The organism is Leucobacter holotrichiae (genome assembly GCF_055791005.1).
The window spans coordinates 39,325-65,933 of record NZ_JBVUAC010000012.1 but is presented as its reverse complement, the minus strand read 5'-3'; the positions used below and the strand labels follow the sequence as shown (position 1 = coordinate 65,933).

Here is a 26,609-nt window from a genome sequence, read left to right as displayed (position 1 = left end):
GTTGCACGAACGTTGCATGGCGCAGCCGCCGAGCGGAGGGGAGCCGCCGGGGCCTCCCGCCGCTAGCGCCGGTGCCCGCCGCTCCTCGCCTCACCCGCCGTCGTCGAGCGCCTCGAGCCTTGCGACCACCCGGGCGCGCCTCGGCGACAGCGGCGGCAGCACCTGCAGCAGGGTCTCCCACACCTCGGCGTCGTCGCCCGCCCAGTGCTGCGCGTACTCGAAGAGCGGATCCGCCCCCGCCGACTGCAGCATCGCCTCGCGGAGCGTGGCATCGACCTCGCTCCGCAGCCTCTCAGCCACCGGCGCGGTCGAGGCGGGAAGCACCGGCCCCTCGTAGGCTGCGAGCGCGAGACGGTGCGCCCCGCGCTCCAGCGCTTCGAGCATCTCGATCCCGTCGATGCGGATCCTCTGAGCCATGCGGTACGGGCGCGAGGAGAGACCGAGATCGATCCCGGCCTGCTCGCACCACTTGCGCAGACGGACCAGCTCCGCTCGCAGGGTCTGCTCGGAACCGGCGTTGCCGTAGACCTCCTCCGCCAGTGCCGCGGCCGTGAGCCCCTGCGGTGCCGCGGCGAGCGCGAGCAGGATCTCGGCGTGCCTGCCGGTGAGCGGGAGCGACGCGTCGCCGTGCTCGAGGATCGCGGGATCGCGGCCCAGCACGACGAGACGCGTCGTGGAAGACGAGCGGGGCGCAAGTCGGGCTCCGGCGCTCCGCCGTTCTTCGATGAGGTCCCTGAGCGACTCGAGTTTCAGTTCGGCCTCGACGGCTCCGAGCGTCGCCTCGACGAGGGGCAGGATGTGCCGCGAGGCGGCGCTGTCGCCTCCCGTCACGTCGATCACGCCGATGATCGCCCCGGTCTCGGGGTTGTGCACGGGCGCCGCGGTGCAGCTCCACTGGTGCACGGCCCGGTTGTAGTGCTCGGCGCCGAGCACCTGGATCGCGTGGTCGAGCGCGAGCGCACTCCCGGGGGCGCTCGTGCCGACGGACCCCTCCGACCAGTCCATGCCCGCCCGGAAGCCCATGTCCTCCGCCCGAGACCGGAGGCGGAAGTCTCCGTCGACCCAGAGCAGCCGGCCTGCGGCGTCCCCGACGGCGACGATAAAACCGGCGTCCTCGGCCGCGTCGAGCAGCAGGCGCTCGATGACCGGCAGCACGCGGCCGATCGGATGCACGCGGCGAAGCTCGGCGAGCTGATCCTCGCTCAGCGCCGGCCTGTCGGGCGGGCGATCGGGGTCGATGGTGCGACGCTGCGAACGCAACCACGACTCCAGCACCACCGGCCGCAGCGCGACCTGCTCGGCGAATCGCTCACGCGCTTCCCGATCGGCGGCGATCGCGGCGGAGCCCACGAACTGCTCGTGGGCGCGCTCGAGCTGTCGCCGGCGCTCGCTCGCCGATTCGCCGCGGCGCAGTGCCTGCCATCCGCTCGCCACCTCTGCCTCCTCTTCGCGGCTCGGTGCCCCGAGTGTACCCGAGGATGATCAGGGGTCGTCGCGAACCGGGGCTTCGCCGCTTTCCGCCCGCTGGGTACCGTCATCGAGATGACGCTCGGAGCCCAGAACCCGCCGAAGACGGGCCGTACGCGTCATCTCGATGAAGACAGGGAGCCGGCCGACGAGGCCTCGCGATAGAGCTCGAGCAGCGCATCGATGCCGCCGCGCTGCCAGGCCCGCCGCTGCAGCGCCGCTCCTCCCCCGTCGGCGAGCCGGCGCTCGAGGAAGCGCTGCACGCGCTCGAGGTCACCGGCAGCCTCGAGGGATTCGGCGACGTGGGAGAGCAGGTCGGCGACCACCTCTGCGGCCGCCCGCGGAGCCCCGGTCTCGGGATCCACCAGCTCGGATCCGAGTCCGTTCCGCGCCGCAACCCAGTGCGCGCCCCGCAGCGCGTCGCGCTGATACTCGGGAACAGGGGCACCGGTCTCCCGCTCCTGCAGCGCGCGATGCGCGAGCGCGCGGAAGATGAGGGCGAACGATACCGCGTCGCCGCTCTCGAGCTGCGCGTCGGCGGTGCGCAGCTCGATCGTGGGGAACTTCTCGGAGAGCCTGATCGACCAGTTCACGAGCGCCGTGTCGAGCAGCGCGCCCGCCCTCACGAGCTGCTGCACCACCTCGTCGTACCCGGCCGCATCGGCGAAGCTCGGCGGGTAGCCCGAGCTCGGCCACTGCTGCAGCTGCAGATACCGCCAGCTCGCATAGCCCGAGTCGCCGCCGAGCCAGATCGGCGAGTTGCTCGTCAGCGCGACGAGCACGGGCGACCACCGGGCGATGCGCGCGAAGACCTCGACGCCCGCGTCGCGCGAGGGGACCTCCACGTGCACGTGGGTGCCCGTCGAGTAATAGCGGTGCACCATACCCCGCATCGTGCGATCGATCTCCCGGTACCGCTCGTTCTCGGTGACCCGGCCGGGAGCGTCGCCGCCGACCGGCGGCAGGCCGGTGCCCGCGAGCACGAGACCCTGATCCGTCGCGGCGTGCGAAGCAGCAGTGCGGAACTCCGCGAGGGAGTCGAACGCCTCAGCTCCGCGAGTGCACGGCGGCGTGGCGGTCTCGAGCTGGCTGTGGAAGTACTCGTGCTCGGCGCGCAGCCCGGGAAGCGCCGCGATCATGCCGTCGGCGCCGTCGCGAGGCAGACCGGTCGTCGCGTCCAGCAGCAGATACTCTTCCTCGACGCCGAAGCGGGGCGGAGCGGGGGTGTCGGCTGCCATCTCAGCACCGTCCGTTCGATCTGGCTCTCGCAGCGCGGCAGGATCGCCGTCGCCCGTCGCGTCATGCTACACCGGGGCGCGCGGGTCACACCACGGTGTTACGCAGGATTCCGATCCCGTCGATCTCGACCTCGACCGTGTCGCCTGCTTCGAGGCGCCCGACTCCCGCGGGCGTGCCGGTGAGGATCACGTCGCCGGGCAGCAGCGTGAACGCCTGCGAGGCGTGCGCGACGATGCGCGCGAGCGAGAAGATGAGCTGCGACGTCCGTCCGTCCTGGCGCACCTCGCCGTTCACGCGGGTCACGACGCGGGCGTCGCCGAGGTCGGGGTCGGTCTCGATGACCGGCCCGAGCGGGCAGAACGTGTCGAAGCCCTTGCCGCGGGTCCACTGCCCGTCCTTGATCTGCAGGTCGCGCGCGGTCACGTCGTTCGCGCAGGTGAACCCGAAGACGTACTTCAGCGCGTCCTCTTCGGGAACGTCCTTGGCGACGGCGCCGATCACCATCGCCAGCTCGCCCTCGTGCTCGACGCGATCCGAGATCCCGGGCCTCACGATGCGATCCCCGGGGCCGATCACCGAGGTGTTGGGCTTCAGGAACAGCAGCGGTTCCTCCGGGGCGTCGCCGCCGGTCTCGGATCGCATCTCCTCGATGTGCTCGGAGTAGTTCTTGCCGACGCAGACGACCTTCGAGCGCGGGATCACGGGCGCCAGCAGGCGTACGGCATCGAGGCGCAGTCGGCGCCCTGTGGTATCGAAACCGGAGACGAGCGGATCGGACGTCAGCTCGACGATCTCGACGCCCCTGCCGTCTTCGGCCTCATCGAGAACCCCGTAGGAGATCTCGCCCTCTGCTTCGAAACGTACGACCTTCATGTGCCCCTCTTCGTCTTGGTATCTGCTGGGATACGGGCGGACCGGCGTGCGCGTCACCCGTCCCGCGGCCTCAGCCGCTCGACCCGCTACTCCCCGGCGGTGACGATCCGATCCACCCAGCCGAAGCGATCCTCGACCGTGCCGAACTGGATACCGGTGAGCTCCTCGCGCAGCGACATGGTGATCTCGCCGGGCGCCCGATCGCCGAAGTCGACGAGCACGCCCTGCTCGCTCTTCAATTCGCGGATCGGCGTGATCACCGCGGCGGTGCCGCAGGCGAACGCCTCCGTGATGGAGCCGTCGGCGGCGCCCTCGCGCCACTCGCGCACGGTCACCTGGCGCTCCTCGACGGCGAGTCCGCGGTCCTCGGCGAGCCGGATAAGGCTCTTGCGGGTGATGCCGTCGAGGATGTTGCCGTTGAGGGCGGGCGTGATGAGCTTGCCGTCGCGGTGCACGAGGAACAGATTCATGCCGCCGAGCTCGTCGATCGTGTCCTCCGTCGCCGAGTCGGTGAAGAGCACCTGAGCGCAGTCGTGCTGAGCCGCGATGCGCGTCGGCAGCAGCGACGAGGCGTAGTTGCCGCCGCACTTCGCCGCACCGGTGCCGCCGCGGCCGGCGCGCGCCAGGTCGCCGGAGAGCCAGATCGACACCGGCTTCACGCCGCCCGTGAAGTAGGGGCCCGCCGGGCTGGCGATCACGAGGAAGCGGGCGCGCTCGGCGGCTCGCACCCCGAGGAAGCTCTCATCGGCGATCATGAACGGACGCAGGTAGAGGCTCTGGTCGGCGCCGCTCGGCACCCAGTCCGCGTCGGCCCGCACGAGCTCGTGGATCGACTGCACGAACAGCTCGACCGGCAGCTCGGGCAGCGCGAGCCTCGCCGCGCTCTCATTGAGGCGCTGGGCATTGGCCTCGGGGCGGAAGGTGACGATGTCGCCGTTCGGGTGGCGGTACGCCTTGAGCCCCTCGAAGATCTCCTGACCGTAGTGCAGCACCGACGACGCGGGGTCCATGGGAATCGGGCCGTAGGGCAGCACCTCGGCGTCGTGCCAGCCGCGTTCGCGGTCCCAGACGATCGAGACCATGTGGTCGGTGAAGCGCTTGCCGAAACCGGGGTCGGCGAGGACGGCCTCGCGTTCGGCGTCGGGGAGACGGTTTGCCGGGGTGCGGGTGAAGGTGAGCTCGGTCATGGCGTTGCTTTCTGTCGCCCGTGCGGGCGGTCGTGAGGGAGGTTCGGGAGGGGCCCCGCGGCGGATCAGCGCGCCGCGATCCGCTCGATGATCGCGCTGCCCACCTCGGAGGTGGACCGCGCCGCGACCGCGCCGGTCGCGGGGTCGAGGCGGTTCGCGAGATCGGCGCGCACGGCGTCGCGCACACGGTCGCCCTCGGCGGCGAGGCCCAGGTGATCGAGCATGAGGGCTGCGGACAGGATCGCCGCGGTCGGATCCGCCTTCTGCTGCCCCGCGATGTCGGGCGCAGAACCGTGGACGGGTTCGAACATGCTCGGGAACGTGCCGTCGGGATTGATGTTGCCGCTGGCTGCGAGCCCGATGCCGCCGCCGATGGCGCCGGCCAGGTCTGTGAGGATGTCACCGAACAGGTTATCAGTGACGATGACGTCGAAGCGCGCCGGATCCTGCACCATGAAGATGGTGGCCGCGTCGACGTGCATGTAGTCGACGGCGATGTCGGGGTACTCGGCGGCGACGGCCCGCACAATGCGCTGCCAGGTGGCGCCCGCGTGCACGAGCACATTGGTCTTGTGCACCCAGGTGAGCTTCTTGCGGGGGCGCTTGCTCGCGATTTCGAAGGCGTAGCGCACCACGCGCTCGATGCCGAAGGCGGTGTTGACCGAGACCTCAGTTGCGACCTCGTGAGGGGTGTCCGCGCGCAGACGGCCGCCGTTGCCCGCATAGGGGCCCTCGGTGCCCTCGCGCACCACGACGAAGTCGACGTCGCCCGGGTTCTTCAGCGTCGACTCGACCCCGGGGAACAGGGTGCAGGGCCGCACGTTGGCGTAGTGGTCGAAGTCGAAGCGCAGCTTGAGCAGCAGGCCTCGCTCGATGTTGGCGTTCTTCAGGCGGGGATCCCCCGGAACCCCGCCCACCGCACCGAAGAGGATGGCATCGTGCTGCGCGATCTCGGCCTGCTCGGCCTCGGGCAGCGTCTCGCCCGTCGCCAGATAGCGCTCCGCACCGAGCTTGAACTCCGTGCGGTCGAGCACCGCGTCACCGCCGGCGAGCACGGCATCGAGCACACGATTGGCCTGCTCGATCACCTCGGGTCCGATACCGTCGCCGGGAAGGACGGCGAGCTTGATGGTGCGGGTCACTGAACGCTCCTCTTCGTGCCTGACAGAACGTATCCAGCTTACTCGCGACCGCGGACGTTTCGATTCGCCCGACCCGAGAGCGGCTCGCGCCCTCGACGCCGTCGCACGGGTATCGCGCCGCCACTGCGCATACGATCGAGAAACGACGAAAGCCCCACCCGAAGGTGAGGCTTTCGCTTCCGGTGACCCCAGCGGGATTCGAACCCGCGTTACCGCCGTGAGAGGGCGGCGTACTAGGCCGCTATACGATGGGGCCGGACGCTGTTGCAGCTCTTCCGGGATCTCCCCCGCTGCGCTGGCAACTCATATATATTGGCACACCTTTGCGAGCTGGAGCAAATCCGTCCGCGCACCCCGGGTGTGTCCCGCATGATTCCGCGGATCTTCACCGCGACTACCCGCGTTCACGAACTGCTGTGCCGCATCGCCTTCTCGGCCGCGCGCCGCTTCAGACGCCTGTCGACGACGAGCGCCATGAAGATCCACCCGCCGAGCGCCGTGATCACCCACACGATGATGGGCGCCAGCACCCAGGTCTCGACGCCGCGGATCGTGATGCCGCCCTGGAATAGCGTGGCGATCCACAGCGCCAGCAGCGTGGCCACGAGCCCGACCCCTCCGGCGAGCGGCGCCGCGTATCGCTGGGCGATGTTGAGCACGAACGGCCCCAGCACGGCGTGCGCGATCGTGAACACCCCGAGCGCCACCAGGAATCCCGCGATGCGCATCTCGAAGCCCGGGAGCGCAAAGTGGCACACGGTCATGGCGATCGCGGCCAGCACCAGTTACGAGACGATCTGGAACAGCACACGCATCATGGGCTCCTTCGCTCGACGGGGCTCCGGACGGTGCCCCTGACCTCAGCGTATCGCAGCGGTGACGCGGTCAGACCTCTTCGCCCGGCTTGCGCCTGAACGCCTTCGCCGGCAGATCCGGCCCGTCCCACACCTGGATGATGCCCCAGACGACGGCCGCGATCGGTACCGCGAGCACGGCCCCGAGCACGCCGCTCAGCACGGTGCCGATGGTCAGGGCGAGCAGGATGACGAGCGAGTGCAGCTTCAGCGCGCGGCCCATCAGCACGGGCTGCAGGAAGTTGCCTTCGAGCTGGTTCACCAGCACCACGACGCCCACGACGAGCACGGCGCTGAGGGGCCCGTTGGCGACGAGAGCGACGAGAGCGGCGAGGATGCCGGCCAGCGTCGCGCCGACGATCGGGATGAAGGCGAGCACGAAGACGAGCACGGCGAGCGGCAGCGCGAGGGGCACCTGCAGGATCAGCAGGCCGATCCCGATGCCCACCGCGTCGACGGCGGCGACCGACGCCGTGCCGCGCACGTAGTGCCCGAGCGTCTGCACCGTCTTCTCGCCCGCGCGCTCCGCGCGAGCCAGTGCCTCACCCTCGAAGGGGCGCAGCAGGAAGCGCCAGATCTGCGGCCCGTCCTTGAGGAAGAAGAAGAGCACGACCACCATCAGGATGAGCCCCGTGACGAAGTTCGTGACGATCCCCACCCCCGCGAGCGCCCCCGAGCCGAACTGCGAGCTCGTGAGGAACCCGGTGAGGAAGTCCGTGACGTTCTGCTGCCACTCGACCAGCTGATCGTGATCGGGGGCGAACGGGAGGGTGCGCACCCAGTCCATCACCTGATCGAAACCGGTCTGCGCCTGCGCCGACAGCTCGTCCCACTGATCGCGCACGGCCCAGACGATGAGCCAGCCCACCCCGGTGAGCAGCAGCACGATCGTGAGCAGCACGAGCACGGTCGCGAGCGCCGAGGGCACCCGGTGGCCCCGCAGCCAGCCCATGACGGGCGCGAACGTGCTCGCGAAGATGAGGGCAAGCAGGATCGGGATGACGACGGTGCTCAACGTGCTCATGCCGAACACGGCGCCCGCGGTGAGCACCAGCACGATGATGATCTGCAGCGAGCGCGTGGCGAGCAGCCCGAAGCCGTCGCCCCAGGCGCCGCCCGCCCGCATCAGGTGCCGCGTCTGTGCGATCGGCCCCTCGGGCGCGCCCGCGCCGCGCTCGAGCCTCGAGACGCGCTGCTCCAGCTCTCGACGAGCTCGTCCACCGAACATGTCAGCCTCCCCCTGTCGTACTGTGTGCTGCCTTCTTGGTCGCCTACCGCTTGACGGCGCGCTCCGCGACGAACGCCCGCAGTTCCGCCTCATCGTCGGCCATCTCGGTGACGTGCTGCGGCAGCTCGAGCAGGTTGCCGAGGTGCTCGGGCATGCCGATCCGCTCCCCCGTGGCCTCGAGCACGATCTCCGGGAACTTCGCGGGCTTCGCCGTCTCGAGCACGAGCATCGGCACACCGGCCTCGACGTGCTCGCGCGCCACCTTCACTCCGTCCGCCGTGTGCGGATCGATCAGCACGCCGCTCGCCTCGAACACCGACTTGATGGTGGCCACGCGATCCGCGTGGGTGCTCGTGCCGCTCTGGAAGCCGAACTCCGACTCGAAGCGCGCCAGCTCGGCGGTGAGGTCGATCCTGCCCGTCTCGGCCAGCTCCCGCCACGCCGCGGCCAGCCGCTCCGGGTCGCGCCCGAGCACCTCGAACACGAAGCGCTCGAGGTTCGAGGCCTTCGAGATGTCCATCGAGGGGCTCGAGGTCGCGTGGGTATCGGCGGCGCCGCGAGGGGCGTAGACCCCCGTCCTGAAGAACTCATCGAGCACGTTGTTCTCGTTGGCCGCGAGCACGAGACGGCGGATCGGCACGCCCATCGTCTTCGCGAGGTAACCCGAGAAGATGTTGCCGAAGTTGCCCGAGGGCACCGTGACCGAGATCTCGAATGCGGCGCGGTCCTCGGCCGCGACGCCGTCGCTCGCGCGCAGCCACGCCCAGAAGTAGTAGACGGCCTGCGCACTGACGCGACCCAGGTTGACCGAGTTGACCGCGCCGAGGTCGTGGGCGCGCTTGAATTCGAGATCCTCGAACAGCGCCTTCATGAGGTTCTGGCAGTCGTCGAAGACCCCCTCGACGGCGATGTTGTGGATGTTCTCGTCGGTGAGCGAGTACATCTGCGCGCGCTGGAAATCGCTCATGCGGCCCTGCGGGGAGAGCATGAACACCGCGATGCCGTCCTTGCCGCGCAGGGCGTACTCGGCCGCCGATCCGGTGTCGCCCGAGGTCGCCCCCACGATGTTGAGCGCGCGATCCGTCTTCGCGAGCACGTACTCGAGCGACTGCCCGAGGAACTGCATCGCCATGTCCTTGAACGCGAGCGTGGGCCCCTCCGAGAGCCCGACGAGCGAGATGCCGGGCTCGAGCTCGGTCACGGGGACGACCTCGGGGGCGACGAAGTTCTCGGCGCTGTAGGCGTCGCGGCACATGCGCGCGAGGTCGTCGCGCGGGAAGTCGGCGGCGAAGATGCCGAGCACCTCGGTGGCGAGCTCGGGATAGCTGAGGGATCGCCACGACTCGATCTGCTCGGCGCTCAGCCGCGGCACCGTCTCCGGAACGACCAGTCCCCCGTCCGTAGCGAGGCCCTCGAGCAGGATCTCACTGTAGGGTGCCGGCGCCATGCCGCCGCGGGTCGAGATGTACTTCACCGGTGCTCCTCGTTTTCGTGATCGCGCCGTCGGGCTGTGCGCGCCGACTCCCCCATCCTATTCGGCGGACGGCTCGGGGGCGGGATCCCGTTCCCGATCGACCTCGACCTCGATGCACCGAGCCCTACCAGGAGACCGGCAGCGCCTTGCCCTCCTCGTAGCCCGCCGCCGACTGCAGCCCGACCCGGGCGCGCACGTGGAACTCGCGCAGCGAGTCGGCTCCGGCGTAGGTGAACGACGAGCGCACGCCCGAGGTGATCATGTCGACGAGATCCTCGACGCCGGGGCGCTGCGGGTCCAGGTAGATCTTCGACGACGAGATGCCCTCCGCGAAGAGCTCCTTGCGCGCGCGCTCGTAGGCGTCGAGCCCGCCGAAGCGACCCTGCACCGCCTTCGTCGAGGCCATGCCCCACGACTCCTTGTATTGGCGCCCGTCGGTGTCGGTGCGCAGTTCCCCGGGGGACTCGGCGGTGCCCGCGAACCAGGATCCGATCATCACTGACGCGGCGCCGGCGGCCAGTGCGAGGGCGACGTCGCGCGGATAGCGCACTCCGCCGTCGGCCCAGACGTGCGCGCCGAGTTCACGGGCCGCCTGAGCGGTCTCGAGCACGGCCGAGAACTGGGGGCGCCCCACGGCCGTCATCATGCGGGTGGTGCACATGGCGCCGGGCCCCACCCCCACCTTGAGGATCGATGCGCCCGCGCTCACGAGGTCGTTCGCACCGTCGGCCGTGACGATGTTGCCCGCGACGATCGGCAGTCCGAGACCGAGGTCGGCGACCGTGCGGATCGCGCGGATCATTCCCTCCTGGTGCCCGTGGGCGGTATCGATGACGAGCACGTCGGCCCCGGCCGCGGCGAGGGCGCGCGCCTTCGCCGCGACGTCTCCGTTGATGCCGACCGCGACCGCGACGGCGAGCCGGCCCTCGCGGTCGAGGGCGGGGCGGTAGATGGATTGACGCAGGGCGGAACGGGGCGAGAGCGTTCCGACGAGGGCTCCCCCGCTCACCACGCAGACCGTCTCGGCGGGGTGCGGATCGGCGGCGTGCGGATCGGTGCCGTCGGGATCTGCTCCGTGCGCGCCGGCTGCGCGCGACTCGCTCGCAGCGGTCACCGCGTCGAAGGCCGAGCGCGGATCCGCCAGCTCATCGGCGTCGAGGATCGCGGGCTGCCCGATGACGAGATCGCCGAGCAGCGCGTCGTCCGGCACCGAGGTCAGCCGGGCCGCCGAGAGCGCTCCGCGGATCCCCGAGGCGGGTACCGATTCGTCAGCATCGCGGTCGGCGACGGCGACGGCCTGGTCCGCGGCGCGAGGGATCAGGCGCAGCGCTTCGGCCGCCGTGGCGTGCGGCGGCATCACGATCGGAGTATCGAAGGCGACGGGCTGTCGCTTGACCCAGCGGATCGCCCGCTCGGTTTCGGCGAGCGCCAGATCCTGGGGCAGCACCGCGAGCCCGCCGCGCCTCGCGAGCACCGCGGCGAGCCGCGGCCCGGTGACCGAGTTCATATTCGCGGCCACGAGCGGCAGCGTCGCCGGCGTGCCGTCGGTGGGAGTGAGATCCACGCCGAGCCGGCTGCCGACGCCCGAGTACCGCGGCACGAGGAACACGTCCGAATAGGTGAGGTCGACCGTGGGCATCGCGCCGATAAACTCCATGCTCCCCACGGTACCCCCTCGGCCTCGGTCGCGCCCGCCCTCCGTCAAGACACAGATGTCACATGCAGCGCATAGGATGGTCGGCGTGGGGGTCAGGAACGGCTCGCGCATGATCGATGCCGATGTGTTCACGAGCGGCCGTCTCGCTGCGGCGAGGCACGTTCTTGAGAACGCGAAGATTTTGAAGGAGCAGAACCGGCTATGTCTGACACGAACGATCCCGGAAAGCCGACGCCGCCCGAGGCCCCGGTGCCGCCGGTTCCCCCGACCCCTCCGGCCCCGCCGACTCAGCCCGAGCCGCCCCGCTTCGACGATGCCGATGCGCAGCCGACCACCGCGACCCCGCAGGCCGGCGGCGACCAGCAGCCCACCACCGCGCTCCCGCAGACGGGCGGCGATCAGCAGCCGACGAGCGTGCTCCCCGGCTTCGACGGGTCGCCCTACGACGGCGGTCAGCAGAACACGTTCCAGCAGAACGCCGACCAGCAGCCGACCACCGCGCTGCCGCAGTCGCAGGCGCCCCAGTTCAACGCTGCGCCGCCGGCGCCGCCCGTGCCTCCCGTGCCGCCGCAGCAGGCGCCGGGCCAGGGCTACCCCGCGTACTCTGCAGCGCCGCGCGAGCCGAAGGGCCTCGCGATCACGTCCATGATCCTCGGCATCGTCGCCGTCGTCGGCGCGCTGATCTTCGGCTGGCTCCCCTTCGTCGGCGGCATCATCACGATCCTCGTCGGCGCCGCGGCGGTCGTGCTCGGCATCATCGCGCTGCGGAAGAAGCAGTCGAAGGGCATGTCGCTCACCGGCCTCATCACCGGCGGTGTCGGGGTGCTCATCGGCATCGGGATCGTCATCACCTGGGCCGCCGTCTTCTCGAGCGTCGGCTCCGAGCTCGACAGCTACAGCGATTCGCTCGACGAGCTGCAGTCGGAGATCGAGTCACCGTCCTCCGACTCGAGCGACAGCGATGCACTGACCGAGGATCTGGAGGCGAGCGCCGAGCCCACCACACCCGGCACGGAAGAGGCTCCCGCCGACACCACCGGCGACCGCTCCCCCGAGTTCTGCGCCGCCCTCGACCGGGTCGCCACGGTTGGCGGTGACATGACGAGCACCGATATCTCCCCCGAGATCATCGACGCCTACCGCCAGCTCGCCGAGGCCGACAGCCCCAACCAGGCTATCTACGAGAAGTTCTACCAGCTCGCCAACGATCCCGCGAGCGCCGAGAACGAGGACCTGAACGGACTCATGGAGGAGTACGTCGACGCGGCCATGGAAGATGCCATGGCCTGCATGTAACGACGAGCACTCCGGGCGGAAGCGCCCCACGACGGAATCCCGCGCGAGCCTTCTCGTGCGGGATTCCGTCGTTTCGGGCGCGGGTGCACTAACGTTTTCTCCAGGCGCACACGTGACAGATTTGGGGGAAGCGCACATGTTCAAGGGTTTCAAGGAGTTCCTGCTGCGCGGGAACGTGATCGACCTCGCCGTCGCCGTGGTGATCGGGGCCGCGTTCAACACGGTCGTCGAGCGAGTCGTCGATTCCCTCATCAACCCCGTCATCGGCGTGGTGTTCAAGGCGGACTCGCTCGACACCGCCATGCAGGTCGCGCTTCCCGGCGGCGGCACGATCGCCTTCGGCGCCCTGATCGGCGCGCTCATCAACTTCGTGATCGTCGCCGCAGTGGTCTACTTCGTATTCGTGGTGCCGATGAACAAGTGGCGCAAGCCCGAGCCCGAGGAGGAGCCGGAGACCTCGGCCGAGGCGGAGCTGCTCTCCGAGATCCGCGACCTGCTGCGCGCAGAGGCGGCGGCGAGCGGCCGGATCCCCGATATGAACCGCACCGAGCACCCGAACCAGGCGCCGCCGCACAAGCACTGAGCCCTGCTCTAGCTGACGAGCGTTCCTCTACCCCTCGCGCCGGTCGAGGCGCGCGAGGAACAGCGCCTCGGTCAGCAGCGACTTGCGGAACGATTCGATGTGCAGCGACTCGTTCGGGCTGTGGGCGCGGCCGTCGGGATCCTCGACGCCCGTGACCAGGATTTGAGCCGCCGGGAACTCCTCGACGAGCTCGGCGATGAACGGGATCGACCCGCCCACGCCCATGTCGACCGGCTCGCGCTCCCAAGCGTCGGCCATGGCGCCGCGCACCTCGGCCACGGCCCAGCCGCTCGTGTCCACGAGGAACGCCTGGCCGAGGTCGCCGCTCTCGAACTCGATCCTCGCGCCGTACGGCGCATTCGCGCGCAGGTGCTTCTGGATCGCCGCGAACGCCGCCTCGGGATCCTGCCCGGGCGCGATACGGGCGCTGACGCGCACGCGCACACTGGGGATCAGGGTGTTCGAGGCGTTGGCGACGTCGGGGGCGTCGATGCCCGTGATCGTGATCGCGGGCTGCGCCCAGACGCGGCTCAGGATCTCGCCGCGGCCGATCGGGCTCACGCCGTCGAGCAGGCCCGACTCCTCGCGAAGCCGCGCCTCGTCGTACTCGGGGGTGTCGATGTCGGCGCTCGTGAGCCCCTCCACCGCCACTGACCCGTCCTCGTTCCAGAGGGTGTCGAGCAGACGCACGGTCGCGAGCATCGCATCCGGCACCGCGCCGCCGTGCATGCCGGAGTGGAGCGCGTGGTCGAGCGTCTGCACCCGCATGTTGAAGGCGACCGCGCCGCGCAGCGCGACCGTGAGCGCCGGGGTCTCGGTATCCCAGTTGCTCGAGTCGGCTACGATGATCGCGTCGGCCGCGAGCAGATCCCGGTTCTCGCGCAGGAAGTTGCCGAACGACTGCGACGCCCACTCCTCCTCGCCCTCGATGAAGAGCGCGATGCCGAGTTCGAGTTCGCGCCCCTCGGCCTCGGTGGCCGCGGCGAGCGCGCGGATCGCACCGATGTGGGCCATCACCCCGGCCTTGTCGTCGGCCGCGCCTCGCCCGTAGAGGCGGCCGTTGCGCTCGGTCGGCTCGAACGGCGGAGTGCTCCAGTCCTCGTCGCGCCCGGGAGGCTGCACGTCGTGGTGGGCGTAGAGCAGCACCGTGGGCCGGCCGTTGCGGGGTTCCCTCCGGGCCACGACTGCCGGCTGGCCGAGCTCGGGATCGGCGCCATCCGTGCCCTCGCCGCCGGCGACGGGCGCGCGGCGGATGTCGACCACGTCGAAGAGCCCGGTCTCCCGCAGCAGCCCGGCGATGGACTCGGCGCTCGCGGCGACGTGCACCGGATCGAACGCCGGCCAGGACACCGACGGGATGCGCACGAGTCGCTGCAGATCCTCCATCGTGCTCGCGAACTGCTCCTCGACCGCCGCCCGCAGCGGCGCCTCGTCAGATGCGCCGTCTGCGGCGCGTCCGTGCCGCGCCGTCGCCCGTTCCGTCATGTCTGCCTCCACTTCGGGGTGCGGGGCCGATCGGGCCCCGCTTCGCCTGCCCGGGCGCCGGATGCGGCCCCGAGCTCCGGATCCAGCCTATCGGCGTCCCGGTTCTCGAACGCGGAGTCCCGAATCGCTGCCTCGAACCGGGAGGAACCAGCAATTCGGGACTCCGCGTTCGACAGAGGGCAGGACTCAGAAGAGGGTGGGCAGGGGATCCACGACCCCCGCATCGCTGAGGGGTTCGATCTCGAGTGCGAGCCGCTCCGACCCCCTCACCGCCTCCTCGATGAGCCGGGCGTCGCCCGGGCGCTCGGGATCGAGCCACTCGTCGTGCAGCTCGCGGGCCAGGAGCAGCGGCATGCGCGGGTGGGTTCCTGCCGCCGCGCCCACGGCGTCGCGGGTGACGAGCGAGTAGCTCATGAGCACGCCGCCCGGCTGCGGCACCGGAGTCACGATGGCGGCGATCCCGAACAGCTCATCGCCCGGCAGTCCGAACGGCACGCCGCGCTCCACGTACCAGTGCGCGGGCACGATCGCACGCCGCTGGAACGGGGCGCGCCACTTGCTCAGCAGCGTGTCGTCGCGGGAGTTGAAGGCGCTGTAGGGCGCCGGCTCCGCGCCGTCGTGCAGCCACCACCAGCCGAGCTCGACCGCTCGCTCCCCGTGCCCGCGATGGATGATGGGATTGAGGTTGCGCGCCAATCGCCCCGTGATGCGGGCTCGGCCGCGGTGCTCCCGCGCCCAGGCTTCGAGCAGCCGACGGCTGTCGGGCTCGTGCATGGGCGGCAGATCGAAGGTGAGCCCGAGGCCGCGGGGGCCGCCGCCGAATCCGTAGCTCGAGCACATGCCTCAACTGTAGCGGCGACGCGCCCGGCGAGAACGGAGAGCCCCGGGCCCTCAGCGCTCCTGAGCGGCCTCGTCCATCACGAGCACGAGCTTGCCGGCCGTGCGGTTGGTCTCGCCGGCCTCTTGCGCTCGTGCAGCCTCGGCGAGCGGGAAGGTGCCGGCGATCGTTGCCCGCAGCGCACCGGATTCCGCGAGGTCGGCGATCGCCTGCATGCCCCCGTGATCGGCCTCGACGAGGATCAGCTTCGCCCGCACGCCGAGGCGCTCGGCCTCCTCCCACAGGCCGGGCGCGGGCGACGGCAGCGTCGACACGAGGATGCCGCCGGGCCGCAGCGTGCGGAGCGAGCGCAGCTGGTAGTCGCCGCCGATCGTGTCGAGCGCGACGTCGACGTCCCGCACGGCCTCGGCGAAGTCGACCTCGCGGTAGTCGATCGCCTCGTCGACGCCCAGCTCTCGGAGGAAGCCGTGCTTCGCCGCACTGGCGGTGCCGATCACGTACGCCCCGCGGGCCTTCGCGATCTGTACGGCGAGGTGCCCCACGCCGCCGGCCGCGGCGTGGATGAGCACGCGGTCGCCGGGGCCGAGCGCGGCGGTGTCGACGAGCGCCTGCCACGCGGTGAGGGCGGCCAGCGGCAGCGCGCCGGCCTGCACGTGGTCGATCGACTCGGGCTTGCGCACGAAGGCGCGGGTCGGGCCGACCACGTACTCGGCGTGCGACCCGACGCCGTGCGGGTACGGCAGCATGCCGAACACCTCATCGCCGGGTTCGAACAGCGTCGATCCGAGGCCCACGGCCTCGACGACGCCCGAGACGTCCCAGCCGAGCGGCACGGTGGGCTCCCGGAACCAGGACTCGCCGGCGCGGTGCTTCCAGTCCGTCGGGTTCACCCCGGCCGCGCGCACCCGCACGAGGATCTGGCCGACGCGCGGCTTCGGTCTCGGGAGGCGCACCTCGTGCAGCTCCTCGGGCCCGCCGAAGCGGTCCTGGCCGATGGCGAGCATGTCGGGCCGCTCGGCGGCCGGTTCTCCGCGGGTATCACTCATAGCTCCCCACTCTGCCACCGTCAGGACTCGCGGGCAATGGCGCGGGTTCGGGATCGGGTGCGGGAGAGCAACGCGCGGGTGGGAGCGCCTGCATCCGCCCGATCCCCGGCGTCGCTCCCCCGCCGGGGCTGCGAGGGGGCGTCGAGATAAGGATTTCGCACGCGGGATCGCAATCCCGCGTGCGAAACTCCTATCTCGACGGGGCTTCGGATCCTGCGCCCCGGCGTAGCATGAGGGCATGACGCTGCAGATCGAGACCGTGCTCGAACCCCAGGGCCCCGCCACCGCGATCGAGCTCACCGAGTCTCAGGTCGAGCAGCTCGGCGGCGGCAAGCGCGCCGCCGTGCTCGTGACCATCGGCGGCCGCACCTCCCGTCTACGCCTCGCGTCCATGGGCGGGAAGTACCTCATCGGCCTGTCGAAGGCTGCTCGCGCCGAACTGTGCGTCGAGATCGGCGAAGCCGTCACGGCCGCGATCGCGCTCGACGCGGCAGAGCGCACAGTCGAGGTGCCCGACGACCTCGCCGCCACCCTCGACGCCGAGCCCGGGCTGCGCGCGGCGTTCGACGCGCTCGCGCCTTCCCGCCGGAAGGAGCACGCACGGTCCGTCGCCGACGCGAAGCGCCCTGAGACCCGGGAGCGCCGCATCGCAGGCGTGATCGAGCAACTGCACGCCGCGGGCTCCTCATCTGCACCTGGCCCCGGTTAGCAGAGGTTCAGCGCGCCGGATTGGATCCTTGCGCCGGGTCGGGCTCGCCGACCGGGCCGGATTCGCTCTCGGCGGACGGATCCTGGTCCCGCCCCGGAACCTACCCCTGATCTTGACCCGGATCCGGATCCTGCCCCGCTTTCTCCCGCTCCTCGCGCTCGGCCTCGCGCGCGGCGCGCAGCTCCCGCGTTGCCGCGTGCAGCGCATCCTCGGCCCGCTGCCGACGCCGCTGGGCGAGCGTGCTGGCGCCGAACTTCGCGCGCACCCGGTCACGGGCCTCCTCGGTTCCGGTGAGGATATAGCTGCTGGCGATGAGGATCACCTGCGCCGAGAGGTTGAACCAGAGCAGCAACGCGATGAGCGCCGCGAACGTGCCGAGCAGCGGATTCGCCGTGGCGCCGCGCACGAAGAGCCCCGACAGCTCCTGCAGCACGGTGAGCCCGAGACCGCCGATCACGCCGCCGGCCCAGAGCACGCGGGCTGGGGCGCGCACCCCCGACAGCAATCGGAACACCGCCACGATCGCGACCGTGTCGATCACGAAGACGACCAGCACGCCGAAGATGCGGGTGAGCACGTCAGAGGCGGTGCCGCCGTCGGAGATGCCGAGCCAGGAGACCACCGCGCCGATCCCGACCGACGCGACCACGCTCAGCACGGCAGCGACGACGAGCAGCCCGCCGAAGACGATCCCGACCAGCAGGTTGCGCAGCAGCACCCACAGGAAGAACCCGTCGTCGTGCAGTTGGTCGCCGAGCACGCGCAGCGCGGTTCGCAGGCTCGCGATCGCGCTGATCGCGGCACCGACGAGGCCGAGGAGCGAGATGATGCCGGCGATGGTGAACCCCGCCTGCGCCTTGATATCCGTCGGGTCCACGATGTCGGTGAGCCCGGGCAGGAAGTTTTCGAGCGCGTCGGCGAGCGCGTTCATCGCGTCGGGATTGCCGCCCAGCCAGAGCGCGGCGAGCGAGAAGCCGAGCAGCACGGCCGCGAACACGCTGAACAGGGCGCGGTAGGTGATGCTGTCGGCGAGCATCGCGCCACGGTGCTCGGAGTAGAGCAGGTACGCGCGTACGAGCCGCAATCGGAGCGCCCACGCGATGGCGCGCTGCACCAGCCCCGCGATGCCGCTCTTGCCGGTGTCCGTCTTGCCGTGTTCCTCCGCCTGCTTGGTCATGGTTTCAGCCTAGCCAGCGCCGAGGGGCGGGCCAGGGCCTTCCGTCCGCGCACCCGGATGCGCTATAGGCGCGGGCGGAAGGCCGGCACGGCGCTACTCGTCGTCGCCCGCCCCGGGGCCGACCGTCTCGGGTTCGTCGTCGAGGGGGACCTCCCGCTGGTGCTCGGCCCAGTCGGCCTCGTTGACGGGCTCACTCGCGGTCGCGAGGGGTTCGGGATCGGGCGCGTCGTCGCCCGGGTCGGCCGGGGCGAGCTGGTCGAGCAGATCGGCCTCGGGAGTTTCGGCACTCGTCTCGAGGGGTTCGGGGTTCATCGGTGTTCCTCCTCGCATCTCGTCGGCGGTTCTGGTGGTTCGAGCGGCCGCTCGGGGTGCAGACACGGCCGCCCGACGCTATTCAGCGGTTCCGTGAGACAGCTGCTCGTCGGTGACGCGGGCCCCCGACTGCTGCGGACGGATCCAGTGCGTCAGATCATAACCCTGCTCGCGGGCCTCGGCCAGGAACTCGCGCTCCGTCTCAGCGTCGCCGTGCGGCTCCCGCGCAAGCAGCCAGAGGTGCTTGCGGTCGGGGGTGCCCACGAGCGCGTGCCGGTAACCCTCGTCGACGCGCAGCACCCAGTAGTCGGCGCGAGTGAACGGGATCCAGCGCAGACCCTCCGGCAGGAAGCTGACGCGCAATCGGCCCGCGTGCTCCTCGTCCGGTTCGGCCTGACCGAGGGCCCGCGTCGGCTCCCCCTCGGCGTCGATACAGCGATTGTCCACCTGCACCGTGCCGTCGTCTCGCAGCGAGTACTCGGCGGTGACGTCGCGCGCACCGTCGTCCTCGAATCTCAGCGGCAGCCTGCCGATCTCGTACCAGAGCCCGAGATAGCGCTGCAGATCCAGGTCCTCCACCGACCGCACCTGGCGATCCTGATCGCTCATGGGCACTCCCTTCGTCGAGTCATCGCCTCCAGTCTGGCGAGCGCAGCCCCCGCACGACAGGGCCTTGACAACGAAGCGCGCTGTCTCGGTCGCGGCAGGAACCGCGCCCCGTAGGATCGAGCCATGAACGGCATGGGGGATCCGGGCGAGTGCATCGGCGTCGTCGGCGCGGCGACCAACAACCTCCGAGACGTGAACCTCACGATTCCGAAGAAGGCGCTCACCGTGTTCACCGGCGTATCGGGGTCGGGCAAGTCGTCGCTCGTGCTCGACACCATCGCGGCCGAGGCGCAGCGCCTCGTCAACGACTCCTACCCGAGTTTCGTGCGCAACCGGCTGCCGCAGCTCGCGGCGCCCGAGGTGCAGTCGATGAGCGGGCTCACCTTCACCGCGCTGATCGACCAGCGCAGGTTCACCGGCAACGCGCGATCCACCGTCTCGACGGCCTCCGACGTGGCACCGCTGCTGCGCCTCGTGTTCTCGCGGATCGGAGAGCCGAACGCGGGCTACTCGCCCGCCTACTCGTTCAACGACCCGAGCGGCATGTGCCCGGCCTGCGAAGGTCTCGGCGCCGTGGTCGACATCGACGTCGAGGCGCTCATCGATCCGGAGAAGAACATCGACGAGGGCCCGGTGCGGTTCAGCCAGTTCCGGCCGGGCGTATACCGTTGGAAGCGGTTCGCCTACTGCGGCCTCTTCGACCGCAAGAAGCCGCTGAAGGACTACACGGCGGAGGAGATGGATCTCTTCCTCTACGCCGATCAGGTGAAGCTGCCGAATCCGGACCCCCGCTTCCCGAAGACCGCCCGCTTCGACGGCGTCGTCACACGCATGCGCGACGTGTACGTGAAGAACCGCCCGTCGAAGATCTCGAAGCCGGTGCGGGAGGAACTGGATCGCCTCACCGAGCAGCGGGTGTGCCCCGAATGCGGCGGGGCGCGGGTGAATGCCGCGGCCCGGGCGAGCCTCATCGACGGGCGGTCGATCGTCGACTGGACCGCGATGTCGGTCTCGGAGCTGCGGCGGCTGCTCGACGGCTTCGAGGACGCGCGGGTGGAGCCCGCGATCGCGGGAATCAAGCGCTCCCTCGACGCGCTGCTCTCGGTCGGCCTCGGCTACCTGTCGCTCGACCGGGAGTCGTCGACGCTGTCGGGCGGCGAGGCGCAACGGGTGAAGATCGTGCGCCACCTCGGCAGCGCGCTCACCGATGTCACGTACGTGTTCGACGAGCCCTCGACCGGATTGCACCCGGCCGACGTGCAGCGGCTCAACCAGCTGCTCATCAGGTTGCGCGACGCCGGCAACACCGTCCTAGTTGTCGAACACCATCCGCAGGTGATCAGAGTGGCGGATCATGTGGTCGACATGGGACCGAGAGCCGGGTCGCACGGTGGTCTCGTGCAGTTCGAGGGCACCCCCGCGCAGTTGCGTGAGAGCGGCACGCTGACGGGGCGGCTGCTCGCGCGGCCTCTACGGCTGACGCACGCGCCGCGCGCGGCCCGGGGCGAGGTGCTGGTGTCCGGTGCGCGCACCCACAACCTGACGGGGTTCGACGTCTCCGTACCGCTCGGGGTGCTCACGGCCGTGACCGGTGTGGCGGGATCGGGGAAGAGCTCGTTCGCGACCGAGGAACTGCCGCGACAGCATCCGAAATTCACGGTGGTCGGTCAGGATCCGCTGCGCGGCGGCGTCCGTTCGACGCCGTTGAGCGTGCTGGGTGTAGCCGACGACGTGCGAGCCGCGTTCGCGGAGGCGTCGGGGCTCGAGCCGGCGTGGTTCAGCTTCAACTCGAAGGGGGCGTGCCCAGGCTGCCGGGGCAAGGGGTACATCACCACGGAGCTGGCGTTCCTCGACGACGTGGCGACCCCCTGCGAGGTCTGCGGCGGCGAACGTTTCAACGAGCGGGCGCTCTCGGTGCGGATCGATGGCCGCACGGTCGCCGACGTGCTGCGGATGACCGCCGAGAGGGTCGCGCAACTCTTCGCGGTGCACGATGCGATCGCCGCGAAGATGCGCTGGCTCGACCGGGTGGGGCTCGGCTACATCTCGGTGGGGCAATCGCTCGACACCCTCTCGGGAGGCGAGAAGCAGCGGTTGCTGCTCGCGAAACACCTGAGCGGGGTGATCGATCTCTCCTCAGAGCGGATCGTGCTCGACGAGCCGACCACGGGCCTCCACCCGAGCGACGTCGACCGGATCAACGCGCTGTTCGCCGAGCTGGTCGAGGGAGGAGCGACGCTCGTGGTGGTCGAGCACAACCTGCGCGTCGTGGCCGAGGCGGATCACGTGGTCGACATCGGGCCGGGAGCCGGCGCCGACGGCGGACGGCTGGTCTTCACGGGGCCGCCGGCCGCCCTCGCCGAGAACCCTGACTCGCTCACGGGGGCTGCGCTGCGGGTCGCCTCCGGCGCAGCTCGCTGAGGACCGGCCCTGCCCCAGCCACCGCAACCTCCCCAGCCTCCGCAGTCTCCCCGGCCTGCCTTCCCGCACCGATCGACCTTCACGCACACCGATCCACCGCACTCGGTGTGCGCGAGCGTCGATCGGTGCTGGAGGAGTCGTGCCCCCGCTCAATCGCTCCGGCCGTCTCGCGGGCCTCGATCGACGGCATCGATCACGGCGACGAGTTCGTCGCGGAGCGCCATGAGGCGCTCGAGCGGCACGCCGAGGCGCTCGACCACGGCAGGGGGCACCGAGAGCGCCCGCTCGCGAAGGGCGCTGCCCGCCTCCGTCGGCACGAGCGAGAAGGTTCGCTCGTCACCGTCCACGGGCAGGCGCTCGATGAGCCCGGACTGCTCCAGTCGCTTGATGATCGGCGAGAGCGTCGCCGGGTCGAGCCGCAGCATCTCGGCGAGCTCCCTGAAGCGGAGAGGGGCATCTCCCCACAGCGCCAGCATCACGAGGTACTGAGGGTGAGTGAGTCCGAGCGGTTCGAGAATAGGCCGGTAGACGCCGATGACGCTGCGGCTGGCGACCGCGAGCGCGAAGCACACCTGTCGATCGAGTTCGAGCAGGTCTTCCGGCTGAGCTTCCACTCCAACATCGTATCTCGTTTGCCCACGAACGAACGTGCTAGCATTTCGTTCGTGGGCGAACGAAAACGCGAGAAGCGTCACCTCTGGCACAAAACCCCCTACGACGGCGTGCCCGGCGTCTACGCGGCGATTCAGCGATTCCTCTACCAGTTCGAGGGGCCTGCACAGTTGGGCGACCGCGACGAGCCGCCGTACGTGATGCCGGCAGACCCGAAATGCCCGATCTGCGGCGAGTCGATGAAGGAGCATCGCATCGACCGCGGAGGCCCGGGTAAGCCGACCCACATGAAGTGCCCCTCCCCCGCTCCCGGCGCCGCAGCCGAGTAGTCGGCCCCTCTCGCCCGCCCCGGTTTCGCACGGCTCGGGCTCTCTTCGCGAAGAATGTCGGAGGCACGGCGTACGCTCGCCCCAGACACTTCGAACCGGAAGGAGACGGGATGAGGATCCGAGAGGAAGTGGTGTTCGACAGCAGCACCGCGGTCACCGCCCAAGAACTCGTGATCGACGCGATCCGCGAGCTCGAGCAGCAGCGCGAGCGCGGCGAGATCGAGCACACCGCCTATTTCATGAAGAAGCGCTCGCTCGTCAAGATGCTGTGAACCGGGTGGGCCTCGCTCACGCTCGGGCAGCGGTCGGAGTCTTAGGCCGAGCCTGAGCCCGAGCGCACGTCGGCGCCCGAGCCCGAGCGCACGTCGGCGCCCGAGCCCGAGCTCGAACCCGAGCCGGCACCGCCGAGCGGCACGAGCAGCCAGAGCGCGCAGCTCAGCAGCAGCGCGGCGACGAGGGCGACCACGCCGGCCGTACGGCTCACCGTGAAGTCGAAGATCAGGCTCGTCACACCGGCGATGAGCAGCGCGACGACCGCGAGATTGGCCATGAGCAGGCGATTACCGACGCGCACGATGCGGGTCTTCTGCCGCTTACCGAAGAATCGCCGATGCACCACCACCAGCGAGAGCCCGAACAGCGTCGAGGTCCCCGCGAGTGCGACGAGTACCAGATACAGCACCAGCTGGTACTCGTCGAGCTCGGTGAAGCGGCGCTGAAAGGCGACGGCCAGCAGAAAACCGCCGAGGATCTGCGTGCAGGTCTGCGTGACGCGCACCTCCTGCAGGATCTCGTTCCAATTGCGATCGGCGCGCTCGTTCGCGCTTTCGTCTCTGCCGTCGTCAGCAGCTTCCTCCCGCCGCTCGTCCACGGATCAGGCCTCCGACTCCTCGATGTCCTCGTGCCCTCGACGCGCCGGCGAAGACGACACGTCCTCGCCCAACTCGTCGAGCGCGGCACGGGGATCCGGCTCCGTCGTCTCGACGGCCTGCTCGTCTTCGGGCTCGACGGCGGGCTCGGCCTCATCGCGGTGCTCGGTGACGACCAGTTCGTCGTCTTCGTCCTTCTCCTCGTTCTGCTCCCAGATCTGCGCCACGTCGTCCTCCTCTGTCATCGAACGGCAAGCTCGGCGATCGCCGGGCCGGGTCGCGGCCCGACCGCCCGTGAGGTCGGATCCGAGCCGCGACGCTTCCACACTAGAAGCGCAAGCGCCGCGCGTCATCGGGGTTGACCCGTGTGCCCGGGTGGAGGTAAATGGAGCCCCACCGGGGTGACGGAACGTCACTCGAGCGCCGCGATGGCGAGATCGGTGCGGTCGGTGACGATGCCATCCACGCCGCGACGCACAAGCGAGACCATGCGGTTCGGGTCGTTGACGGTCCAGACGTGCACCTCGACACCCGCGCGATGCGCCGCATCGATGAGAGAGCGGGTGAGCACCCGGATCGGCCCCTGCCGCACGGGGATCTGCAGTGCGTCAACACCCGCGAGCGCACGGGCCTGGAGTCGCGCGGAACGGGCCGCGAGAGCGGCGAGCAAGCGGATGATGCCGCGCTGCCCCGCCGAGGTGGCCGGGCGCCCGCCCGCAATCACTGCGGAGCGCAGCGCGCGAACGCGAGTAGCGTCCGAGAAACTGGTCACGAGCGTGCGGCGTGCGTGCGGGGCGATGATCCGCCCCGCCGCGTCGGCCGCTCCCGCGACCTTCACGTCGATGTTGAAGCGCGAGCGCGGAAACTCCTCGAGGGCGCCGGCCAGCGTCATCAGACCCCCGCGCTCGGCCATGATCGCCGACAATTCCCTCAGCGGTAGATCCGCGATCCGGCGCGGCTCGCCGATCACGCGCGCAAGGTCCGCGTCGTGGAAGAGCACGACCTCGCCGTCCGCGGTCATCCGGCAGTCGGATTCGAGATAGCGTGCCCCGGCGGCGAGCGCGGCGGCGAACGCCGTCCGGGTGTTCTCGGCCACGCCCTCCGCGGCGAGTTCCGGGGGAACGAAGCCGCGGTGCGCCAGCACACGGGGAGGGCCGGCCCGTTCCCCCGAGTTCCCCTCCCCGAAGTAGGGGTGCTGTTCACCGGGCACGGGCGACCCGGTTCTCGAGGGATGGCCAGCCGATCCGGAACATGCCCTCAGTATGCCAGCGCTAGCCCAAACCCCGGGGTTTGTCGACCCCTGAACTTGCCGTGGTCCCGGGTGTTAGCTTCGGCCATAGAGCACGGCGAAGGCTTCGCCGTGCCCAGGACTGCGAGAGGAGCCGACGATGGATGCGAACGAACATCCGCAGCACGAATCCGATCCTGACCGGCAGCTCGATCCCGACGACAAGGAGCGGCAGCTCGAGGAGCGCCCCGATCCTCCGCATCCGGCGTCCCGCTTCGACGCGGGCACCGGGCAGGGAACGGTGAGGGGACCTTCACACGCTGAGCAATTCCAGGATCGGCCTATCCTCGACGGGTCGACCCAGTCCCCCGAAGCCGAGGCATCGGTGCCGAATCCCTATCGCGGGCAGAGCGACCCCGCCACGGTGGGCCGCCAGCCCGCACTGAACAGCACGAAGACGGATCGATGGCTGATCTCGTCGACCGTGGCGGCCGTGGTGGTCACGGTCGTGCTGCTACTGCTCGCCCGCTTCGACCCCGTCTGGAGCGGGGTCGGGATCGTCGCGGCGGTCGTCGGTTTGGTCGCGATGCTCGTGGTGCGTCTGAGCGGGGCGCGCCGCACGGCCAGCCTGCGCCTGATGGCGGCGCTGATGGTGTTCACCTGGGCCGTACCGCTCGCCGTGATCATCTCGATCATGATCGGGCGGTCGGATCGCATCTGGGGGTGATGCTCGAGACGCGGGACCGGCCGAGCGCAGTGCCCCGCGTCAGTGGTTGCGGAGCTTGTCGATGAGCTCGGATTTGCGCAGCTTCGAGTAGCCGGTGAGGCCCAGTTCCTTCGCTCGCTGCCTCAGCTCGTCGACAGTGCGATCCTCGTAATCCTCGGCGTTGCCGCCGCGGCGCCCGACCTTCGAGCGGCCCTCCTTGGCCGCGGCGTTCGAGATGCGCGCCGCCTTCTCCTCGGAGTTGCCCTCCTTGCGCAGGCGGTCGTAGAGCTCGGGATCCTTCAACTGCGGTGTCTTCGACTTCGGCACGGTGCTCACATCCTTTCCGTTCGCGTCGACACTACGCGGCCGGAGGGCCTTCCCGCACTCCCTCGACAGCGGTCGACCCAGCGGGTATCCTCCTTGCCCATCCCCTGGCACAACCGAGACCCTCTCCGCAAGGGCCTGTTCCTCGCAACGAGGGCGGCCATACGATCACGATATGAAAACGATGTTCTGGTTGTGGATGGGGTTGGTGCTGGTGGGCCTGCTCGCGATGTTCGCGATCGTGGTGACGGGGCGTTGACATGAGGATCAAGGATCACGCTCTCTCGCTCGTCTTCGCGGCGGCGTTCGTACTCGTGCTGGTGGCCCAGTCCTTCGCAGGGCTCTCCGTCTACAACCAGGAGCAGGCCAGCCACGGCGGGACGCCGAGCGGCTGGCTCGAGTTCGTCACCTCCTCTGATTTCGCAGTCGACTTGGCCGAGAACTGGCAGTCGGAGTTCCTGCAATTCCTGCTGTTCATCATGGCTACGGTCTGGCTGGTGCAGCGGGGCTCGCCGGAGTCGAAGAAGTCGGGCGACGAGGGGCTGGGCAGCGACGAGGATCAGCTCGTGGGGGCCTACGCGAGGCCCGACTCCCCCAAGTGGGCCCGGGTCGGCGGATGGCGAAGGAGGCTCTACAGCAACTCGCTCGCGCTCACGATGGGGGCGATCTTCGTCGCCTCGTGGGCGCTGCAGGGCGCCGCGGGCGCCGTGGTCTACAGCTCCGAGCAGGAGCAGCACGGGCTGCCGCCGGTCTCGTTCGGCGAGTACCTGCTGAGCGCGGATTTCTGGAATCGCACGCTCCAGAACTGGCAGTCCGAGTTGCTCGCGGTGGGGTGCATGGTGGCGTTCTCGATCTTCCTGCGGCAGCGCGGCTCCTCCGAGTCGAAACCGGTGGGTGTGCCGCACCGACTGTCCGCCATCGAGTCGGAGTAGCGTCATCCTGCG

The 26,609-nt window shown here is 70.1% G+C and carries 28 protein-coding genes and 1 tRNA gene; 8 read left to right on the top strand and 21 right to left on the bottom strand.

Annotated elements, in window-relative coordinates; all coding sequences use genetic code 11:
- Positions 1 to 90 precede the first annotated feature (90 nt).
- From AC0KXF_RS13725 to guaB1, 10 genes are all read right to left on the bottom strand, one after another.
- Complete coding sequence (locus AC0KXF_RS13725) at positions 91 to 1,434, bottom strand: sigma-54-dependent transcriptional regulator family protein (protein ID WP_473109709.1); 1,344 nt, start codon at positions 1,432 to 1,434, stop codon at positions 91 to 93.
- Between the two features lie 152 nt (positions 1,435 to 1,586).
- Positions 1,587 to 2,705 (bottom strand): carboxylate-amine ligase, encoded by a 1,119-nt coding sequence (locus tag AC0KXF_RS13720; protein WP_473109708.1) that lies wholly within the window; start codon positions 2,703 to 2,705, stop codon positions 1,587 to 1,589.
- Positions 2,706 to 2,790: 85 nt separating this feature from the next.
- Positions 2,791 to 3,579, bottom strand: coding sequence for a fumarylacetoacetate hydrolase family protein (locus AC0KXF_RS13715; RefSeq protein ID WP_473109707.1), 789 nt, complete (start codon positions 3,577 to 3,579; stop codon positions 2,791 to 2,793).
- An 86-nt stretch (positions 3,580 to 3,665) separates the two neighbouring features.
- Positions 3,666 to 4,766: a branched-chain amino acid aminotransferase gene (locus tag AC0KXF_RS13710; RefSeq protein ID WP_473109706.1), complete on the bottom strand. Its 1,101-nt coding sequence runs from the start codon at positions 4,764 to 4,766 to the stop codon at positions 3,666 to 3,668.
- A 65-nt stretch (positions 4,767 to 4,831) separates the two neighbouring features.
- On the bottom strand, positions 4,832 to 5,908 hold the full coding sequence (locus AC0KXF_RS13705) for a 3-isopropylmalate dehydrogenase (RefSeq protein WP_473109705.1): 1,077 nt from the start codon (positions 5,906 to 5,908) through the stop codon (positions 4,832 to 4,834).
- Positions 5,909 to 6,091: 183 nt separating this feature from the next.
- Positions 6,092 to 6,164 (bottom strand) — tRNA-Glu (locus AC0KXF_RS13700).
- Between the two features lie 148 nt (positions 6,165 to 6,312).
- Positions 6,313 to 6,690: a phage holin family protein gene (locus AC0KXF_RS13695; protein WP_473109704.1), complete on the bottom strand. Its 378-nt coding sequence runs from the start codon at positions 6,688 to 6,690 to the stop codon at positions 6,313 to 6,315.
- 103 nt (positions 6,691 to 6,793) lie between these two features.
- A complete protein-coding gene (locus tag AC0KXF_RS13690) occupies positions 6,794 to 7,990 on the bottom strand; it encodes an AI-2E family transporter (RefSeq protein ID WP_223043666.1) in 1,197 nt (398 codons plus the stop codon).
- 43 nt (positions 7,991 to 8,033) lie between these two features.
- The gene (thrC, locus tag AC0KXF_RS13685; protein ID WP_473109703.1) at positions 8,034 to 9,464 is read right to left on the bottom strand and encodes a threonine synthase; all 1,431 of its coding nucleotides are present in this window, start codon (positions 9,462 to 9,464) and stop codon (positions 8,034 to 8,036) included.
- Positions 9,465 to 9,588: 124 nt separating this feature from the next.
- Positions 9,589 to 11,121: a GMP reductase gene (gene guaB1, locus AC0KXF_RS13680; RefSeq protein ID WP_473109702.1), complete on the bottom strand. Its 1,533-nt coding sequence runs from the start codon at positions 11,119 to 11,121 to the stop codon at positions 9,589 to 9,591.
- 201 nt (positions 11,122 to 11,322) lie between these two features.
- On the opposite strand from guaB1, the gene AC0KXF_RS13675 reads away from it, so the two are divergent.
- Positions 11,323 to 12,417: a DUF4190 domain-containing protein gene (locus AC0KXF_RS13675; RefSeq protein WP_473110105.1), complete on the top strand. Its 1,095-nt coding sequence runs from the start codon at positions 11,323 to 11,325 to the stop codon at positions 12,415 to 12,417.
- 136 nt (positions 12,418 to 12,553) lie between these two features.
- Positions 12,554 to 13,000: a large conductance mechanosensitive channel protein MscL gene (gene mscL / locus AC0KXF_RS13670; protein WP_473109701.1), complete on the top strand. Its 447-nt coding sequence runs from the start codon at positions 12,554 to 12,556 to the stop codon at positions 12,998 to 13,000.
- 27 nt (positions 13,001 to 13,027) lie between these two features.
- On the opposite strand, the gene AC0KXF_RS13665 is transcribed toward mscL, so the two are convergent.
- The 3 genes from AC0KXF_RS13665 to AC0KXF_RS13655 all read right to left on the bottom strand — a co-directional run bounded on the left by AC0KXF_RS13665 (position 13,028) and on the right by AC0KXF_RS13655 (position 16,369).
- Positions 13,028 to 14,485, bottom strand: a complete 1,458-nt coding sequence (locus AC0KXF_RS13665) for a M20/M25/M40 family metallo-hydrolase (protein ID WP_473109700.1) — start codon at positions 14,483 to 14,485, stop codon at positions 13,028 to 13,030.
- A gap of 186 nt (positions 14,486 to 14,671) precedes the next feature.
- Entirely contained in the window at positions 14,672 to 15,325 is a 654-nt protein-coding gene (locus AC0KXF_RS13660; protein ID WP_473109699.1) for an SOS response-associated peptidase family protein, read from the bottom strand.
- A 51-nt stretch (positions 15,326 to 15,376) separates the two neighbouring features.
- Positions 15,377 to 16,369 carry an NADP-dependent oxidoreductase gene (locus tag AC0KXF_RS13655; protein ID WP_473109698.1) on the bottom strand — a complete coding sequence of 331 codons (993 nt, stop codon included), beginning with the start codon at positions 16,367 to 16,369 and terminating at the stop codon, positions 15,377 to 15,379.
- Positions 16,370 to 16,607: 238 nt separating this feature from the next.
- Here AC0KXF_RS13655 and AC0KXF_RS13650 point away from each other — a divergent pair, with 238 nt between their 5' ends.
- A complete protein-coding gene (locus tag AC0KXF_RS13650) occupies positions 16,608 to 17,078 on the top strand; it encodes a YdeI/OmpD-associated family protein (RefSeq protein ID WP_473109697.1) in 471 nt (156 codons plus the stop codon).
- 100 nt (positions 17,079 to 17,178) lie between these two features.
- Here the strand turns inward: AC0KXF_RS13650 and AC0KXF_RS13645 are convergent, their stop codons facing one another.
- From AC0KXF_RS13645 to AC0KXF_RS13635, 3 genes are all read right to left on the bottom strand, one after another.
- Positions 17,179 to 18,255, bottom strand: coding sequence for a YihY/virulence factor BrkB family protein (locus AC0KXF_RS13645; protein WP_473109696.1), 1,077 nt, complete (start codon positions 18,253 to 18,255; stop codon positions 17,179 to 17,181).
- A 93-nt stretch (positions 18,256 to 18,348) separates the two neighbouring features.
- A complete protein-coding gene (locus tag AC0KXF_RS13640) occupies positions 18,349 to 18,567 on the bottom strand; it encodes a hypothetical protein (RefSeq protein WP_473109695.1) in 219 nt (72 codons plus the stop codon).
- 78 nt (positions 18,568 to 18,645) lie between these two features.
- On the bottom strand, positions 18,646 to 19,176 hold the full coding sequence (locus AC0KXF_RS13635) for a lipocalin family protein (RefSeq protein WP_473109694.1): 531 nt from the start codon (positions 19,174 to 19,176) through the stop codon (positions 18,646 to 18,648).
- Between the two features lie 123 nt (positions 19,177 to 19,299).
- Between AC0KXF_RS13635 and AC0KXF_RS13630 the strand changes: the two genes are divergently transcribed.
- The gene (locus AC0KXF_RS13630; protein WP_473109693.1) at positions 19,300 to 21,597 is read left to right on the top strand and encodes an excinuclease ABC subunit UvrA; all 2,298 of its coding nucleotides are present in this window, start codon (positions 19,300 to 19,302) and stop codon (positions 21,595 to 21,597) included.
- Between the two features lie 149 nt (positions 21,598 to 21,746).
- On the opposite strand, the gene AC0KXF_RS13625 is transcribed toward AC0KXF_RS13630, so the two are convergent.
- Positions 21,747 to 22,211: a MarR family winged helix-turn-helix transcriptional regulator gene (locus AC0KXF_RS13625; RefSeq protein WP_473109692.1), complete on the bottom strand. Its 465-nt coding sequence runs from the start codon at positions 22,209 to 22,211 to the stop codon at positions 21,747 to 21,749.
- Positions 22,212 to 22,262: 51 nt separating this feature from the next.
- On the opposite strand from AC0KXF_RS13625, the gene AC0KXF_RS13620 reads away from it, so the two are divergent.
- Together AC0KXF_RS13620 and AC0KXF_RS13615 are read left to right on the top strand one after the other, a co-directional pair.
- The gene (locus AC0KXF_RS13620) at positions 22,263 to 22,538 is read left to right on the top strand and encodes a hypothetical protein (protein WP_473109691.1); all 276 of its coding nucleotides are present in this window, start codon (positions 22,263 to 22,265) and stop codon (positions 22,536 to 22,538) included.
- A 110-nt stretch (positions 22,539 to 22,648) separates the two neighbouring features.
- The gene (locus tag AC0KXF_RS13615; protein ID WP_473109690.1) at positions 22,649 to 22,810 is read left to right on the top strand and encodes a hypothetical protein; all 162 of its coding nucleotides are present in this window, start codon (positions 22,649 to 22,651) and stop codon (positions 22,808 to 22,810) included.
- A gap of 41 nt (positions 22,811 to 22,851) precedes the next feature.
- Here the strand turns inward: AC0KXF_RS13615 and AC0KXF_RS13610 are convergent, their stop codons facing one another.
- The 3 genes from AC0KXF_RS13610 to AC0KXF_RS13600 all read right to left on the bottom strand — a co-directional run bounded on the left by AC0KXF_RS13610 (position 22,852) and on the right by AC0KXF_RS13600 (position 24,617).
- Positions 22,852 to 23,409 carry a DUF6328 family protein gene (locus tag AC0KXF_RS13610; protein ID WP_473109689.1) on the bottom strand — a complete coding sequence of 186 codons (558 nt, stop codon included), beginning with the start codon at positions 23,407 to 23,409 and terminating at the stop codon, positions 22,852 to 22,854.
- A 3-nt stretch (positions 23,410 to 23,412) separates the two neighbouring features.
- Positions 23,413 to 23,652, bottom strand: coding sequence for a hypothetical protein (locus AC0KXF_RS13605; protein ID WP_473110104.1), 240 nt, complete (start codon positions 23,650 to 23,652; stop codon positions 23,413 to 23,415).
- A gap of 167 nt (positions 23,653 to 23,819) precedes the next feature.
- On the bottom strand, positions 23,820 to 24,617 hold the full coding sequence (locus AC0KXF_RS13600) for a glycerophosphodiester phosphodiesterase family protein (protein WP_473109687.1): 798 nt from the start codon (positions 24,615 to 24,617) through the stop codon (positions 23,820 to 23,822).
- Between the two features lie 178 nt (positions 24,618 to 24,795).
- Here AC0KXF_RS13600 and AC0KXF_RS13595 point away from each other — a divergent pair, with 178 nt between their 5' ends.
- A complete protein-coding gene (locus tag AC0KXF_RS13595; RefSeq protein WP_473109686.1) occupies positions 24,796 to 25,362 on the top strand; it encodes a hypothetical protein in 567 nt (188 codons plus the stop codon).
- A 39-nt stretch (positions 25,363 to 25,401) separates the two neighbouring features.
- Here AC0KXF_RS13595 and AC0KXF_RS13590 read toward each other — a convergent pair whose 3' ends face one another.
- Entirely contained in the window at positions 25,402 to 25,668 is a 267-nt protein-coding gene (locus AC0KXF_RS13590) for a DUF7218 family protein (protein ID WP_473109685.1), read from the bottom strand.
- Between the two features lie 257 nt (positions 25,669 to 25,925).
- Between AC0KXF_RS13590 and AC0KXF_RS13585 the strand changes: the two genes are divergently transcribed.
- Entirely contained in the window at positions 25,926 to 26,597 is a 672-nt protein-coding gene (locus AC0KXF_RS13585; protein WP_473109684.1) for a DUF6766 family protein, read from the top strand.
- The last annotated feature ends 12 nt before the right edge of the window (positions 26,598 to 26,609 follow it).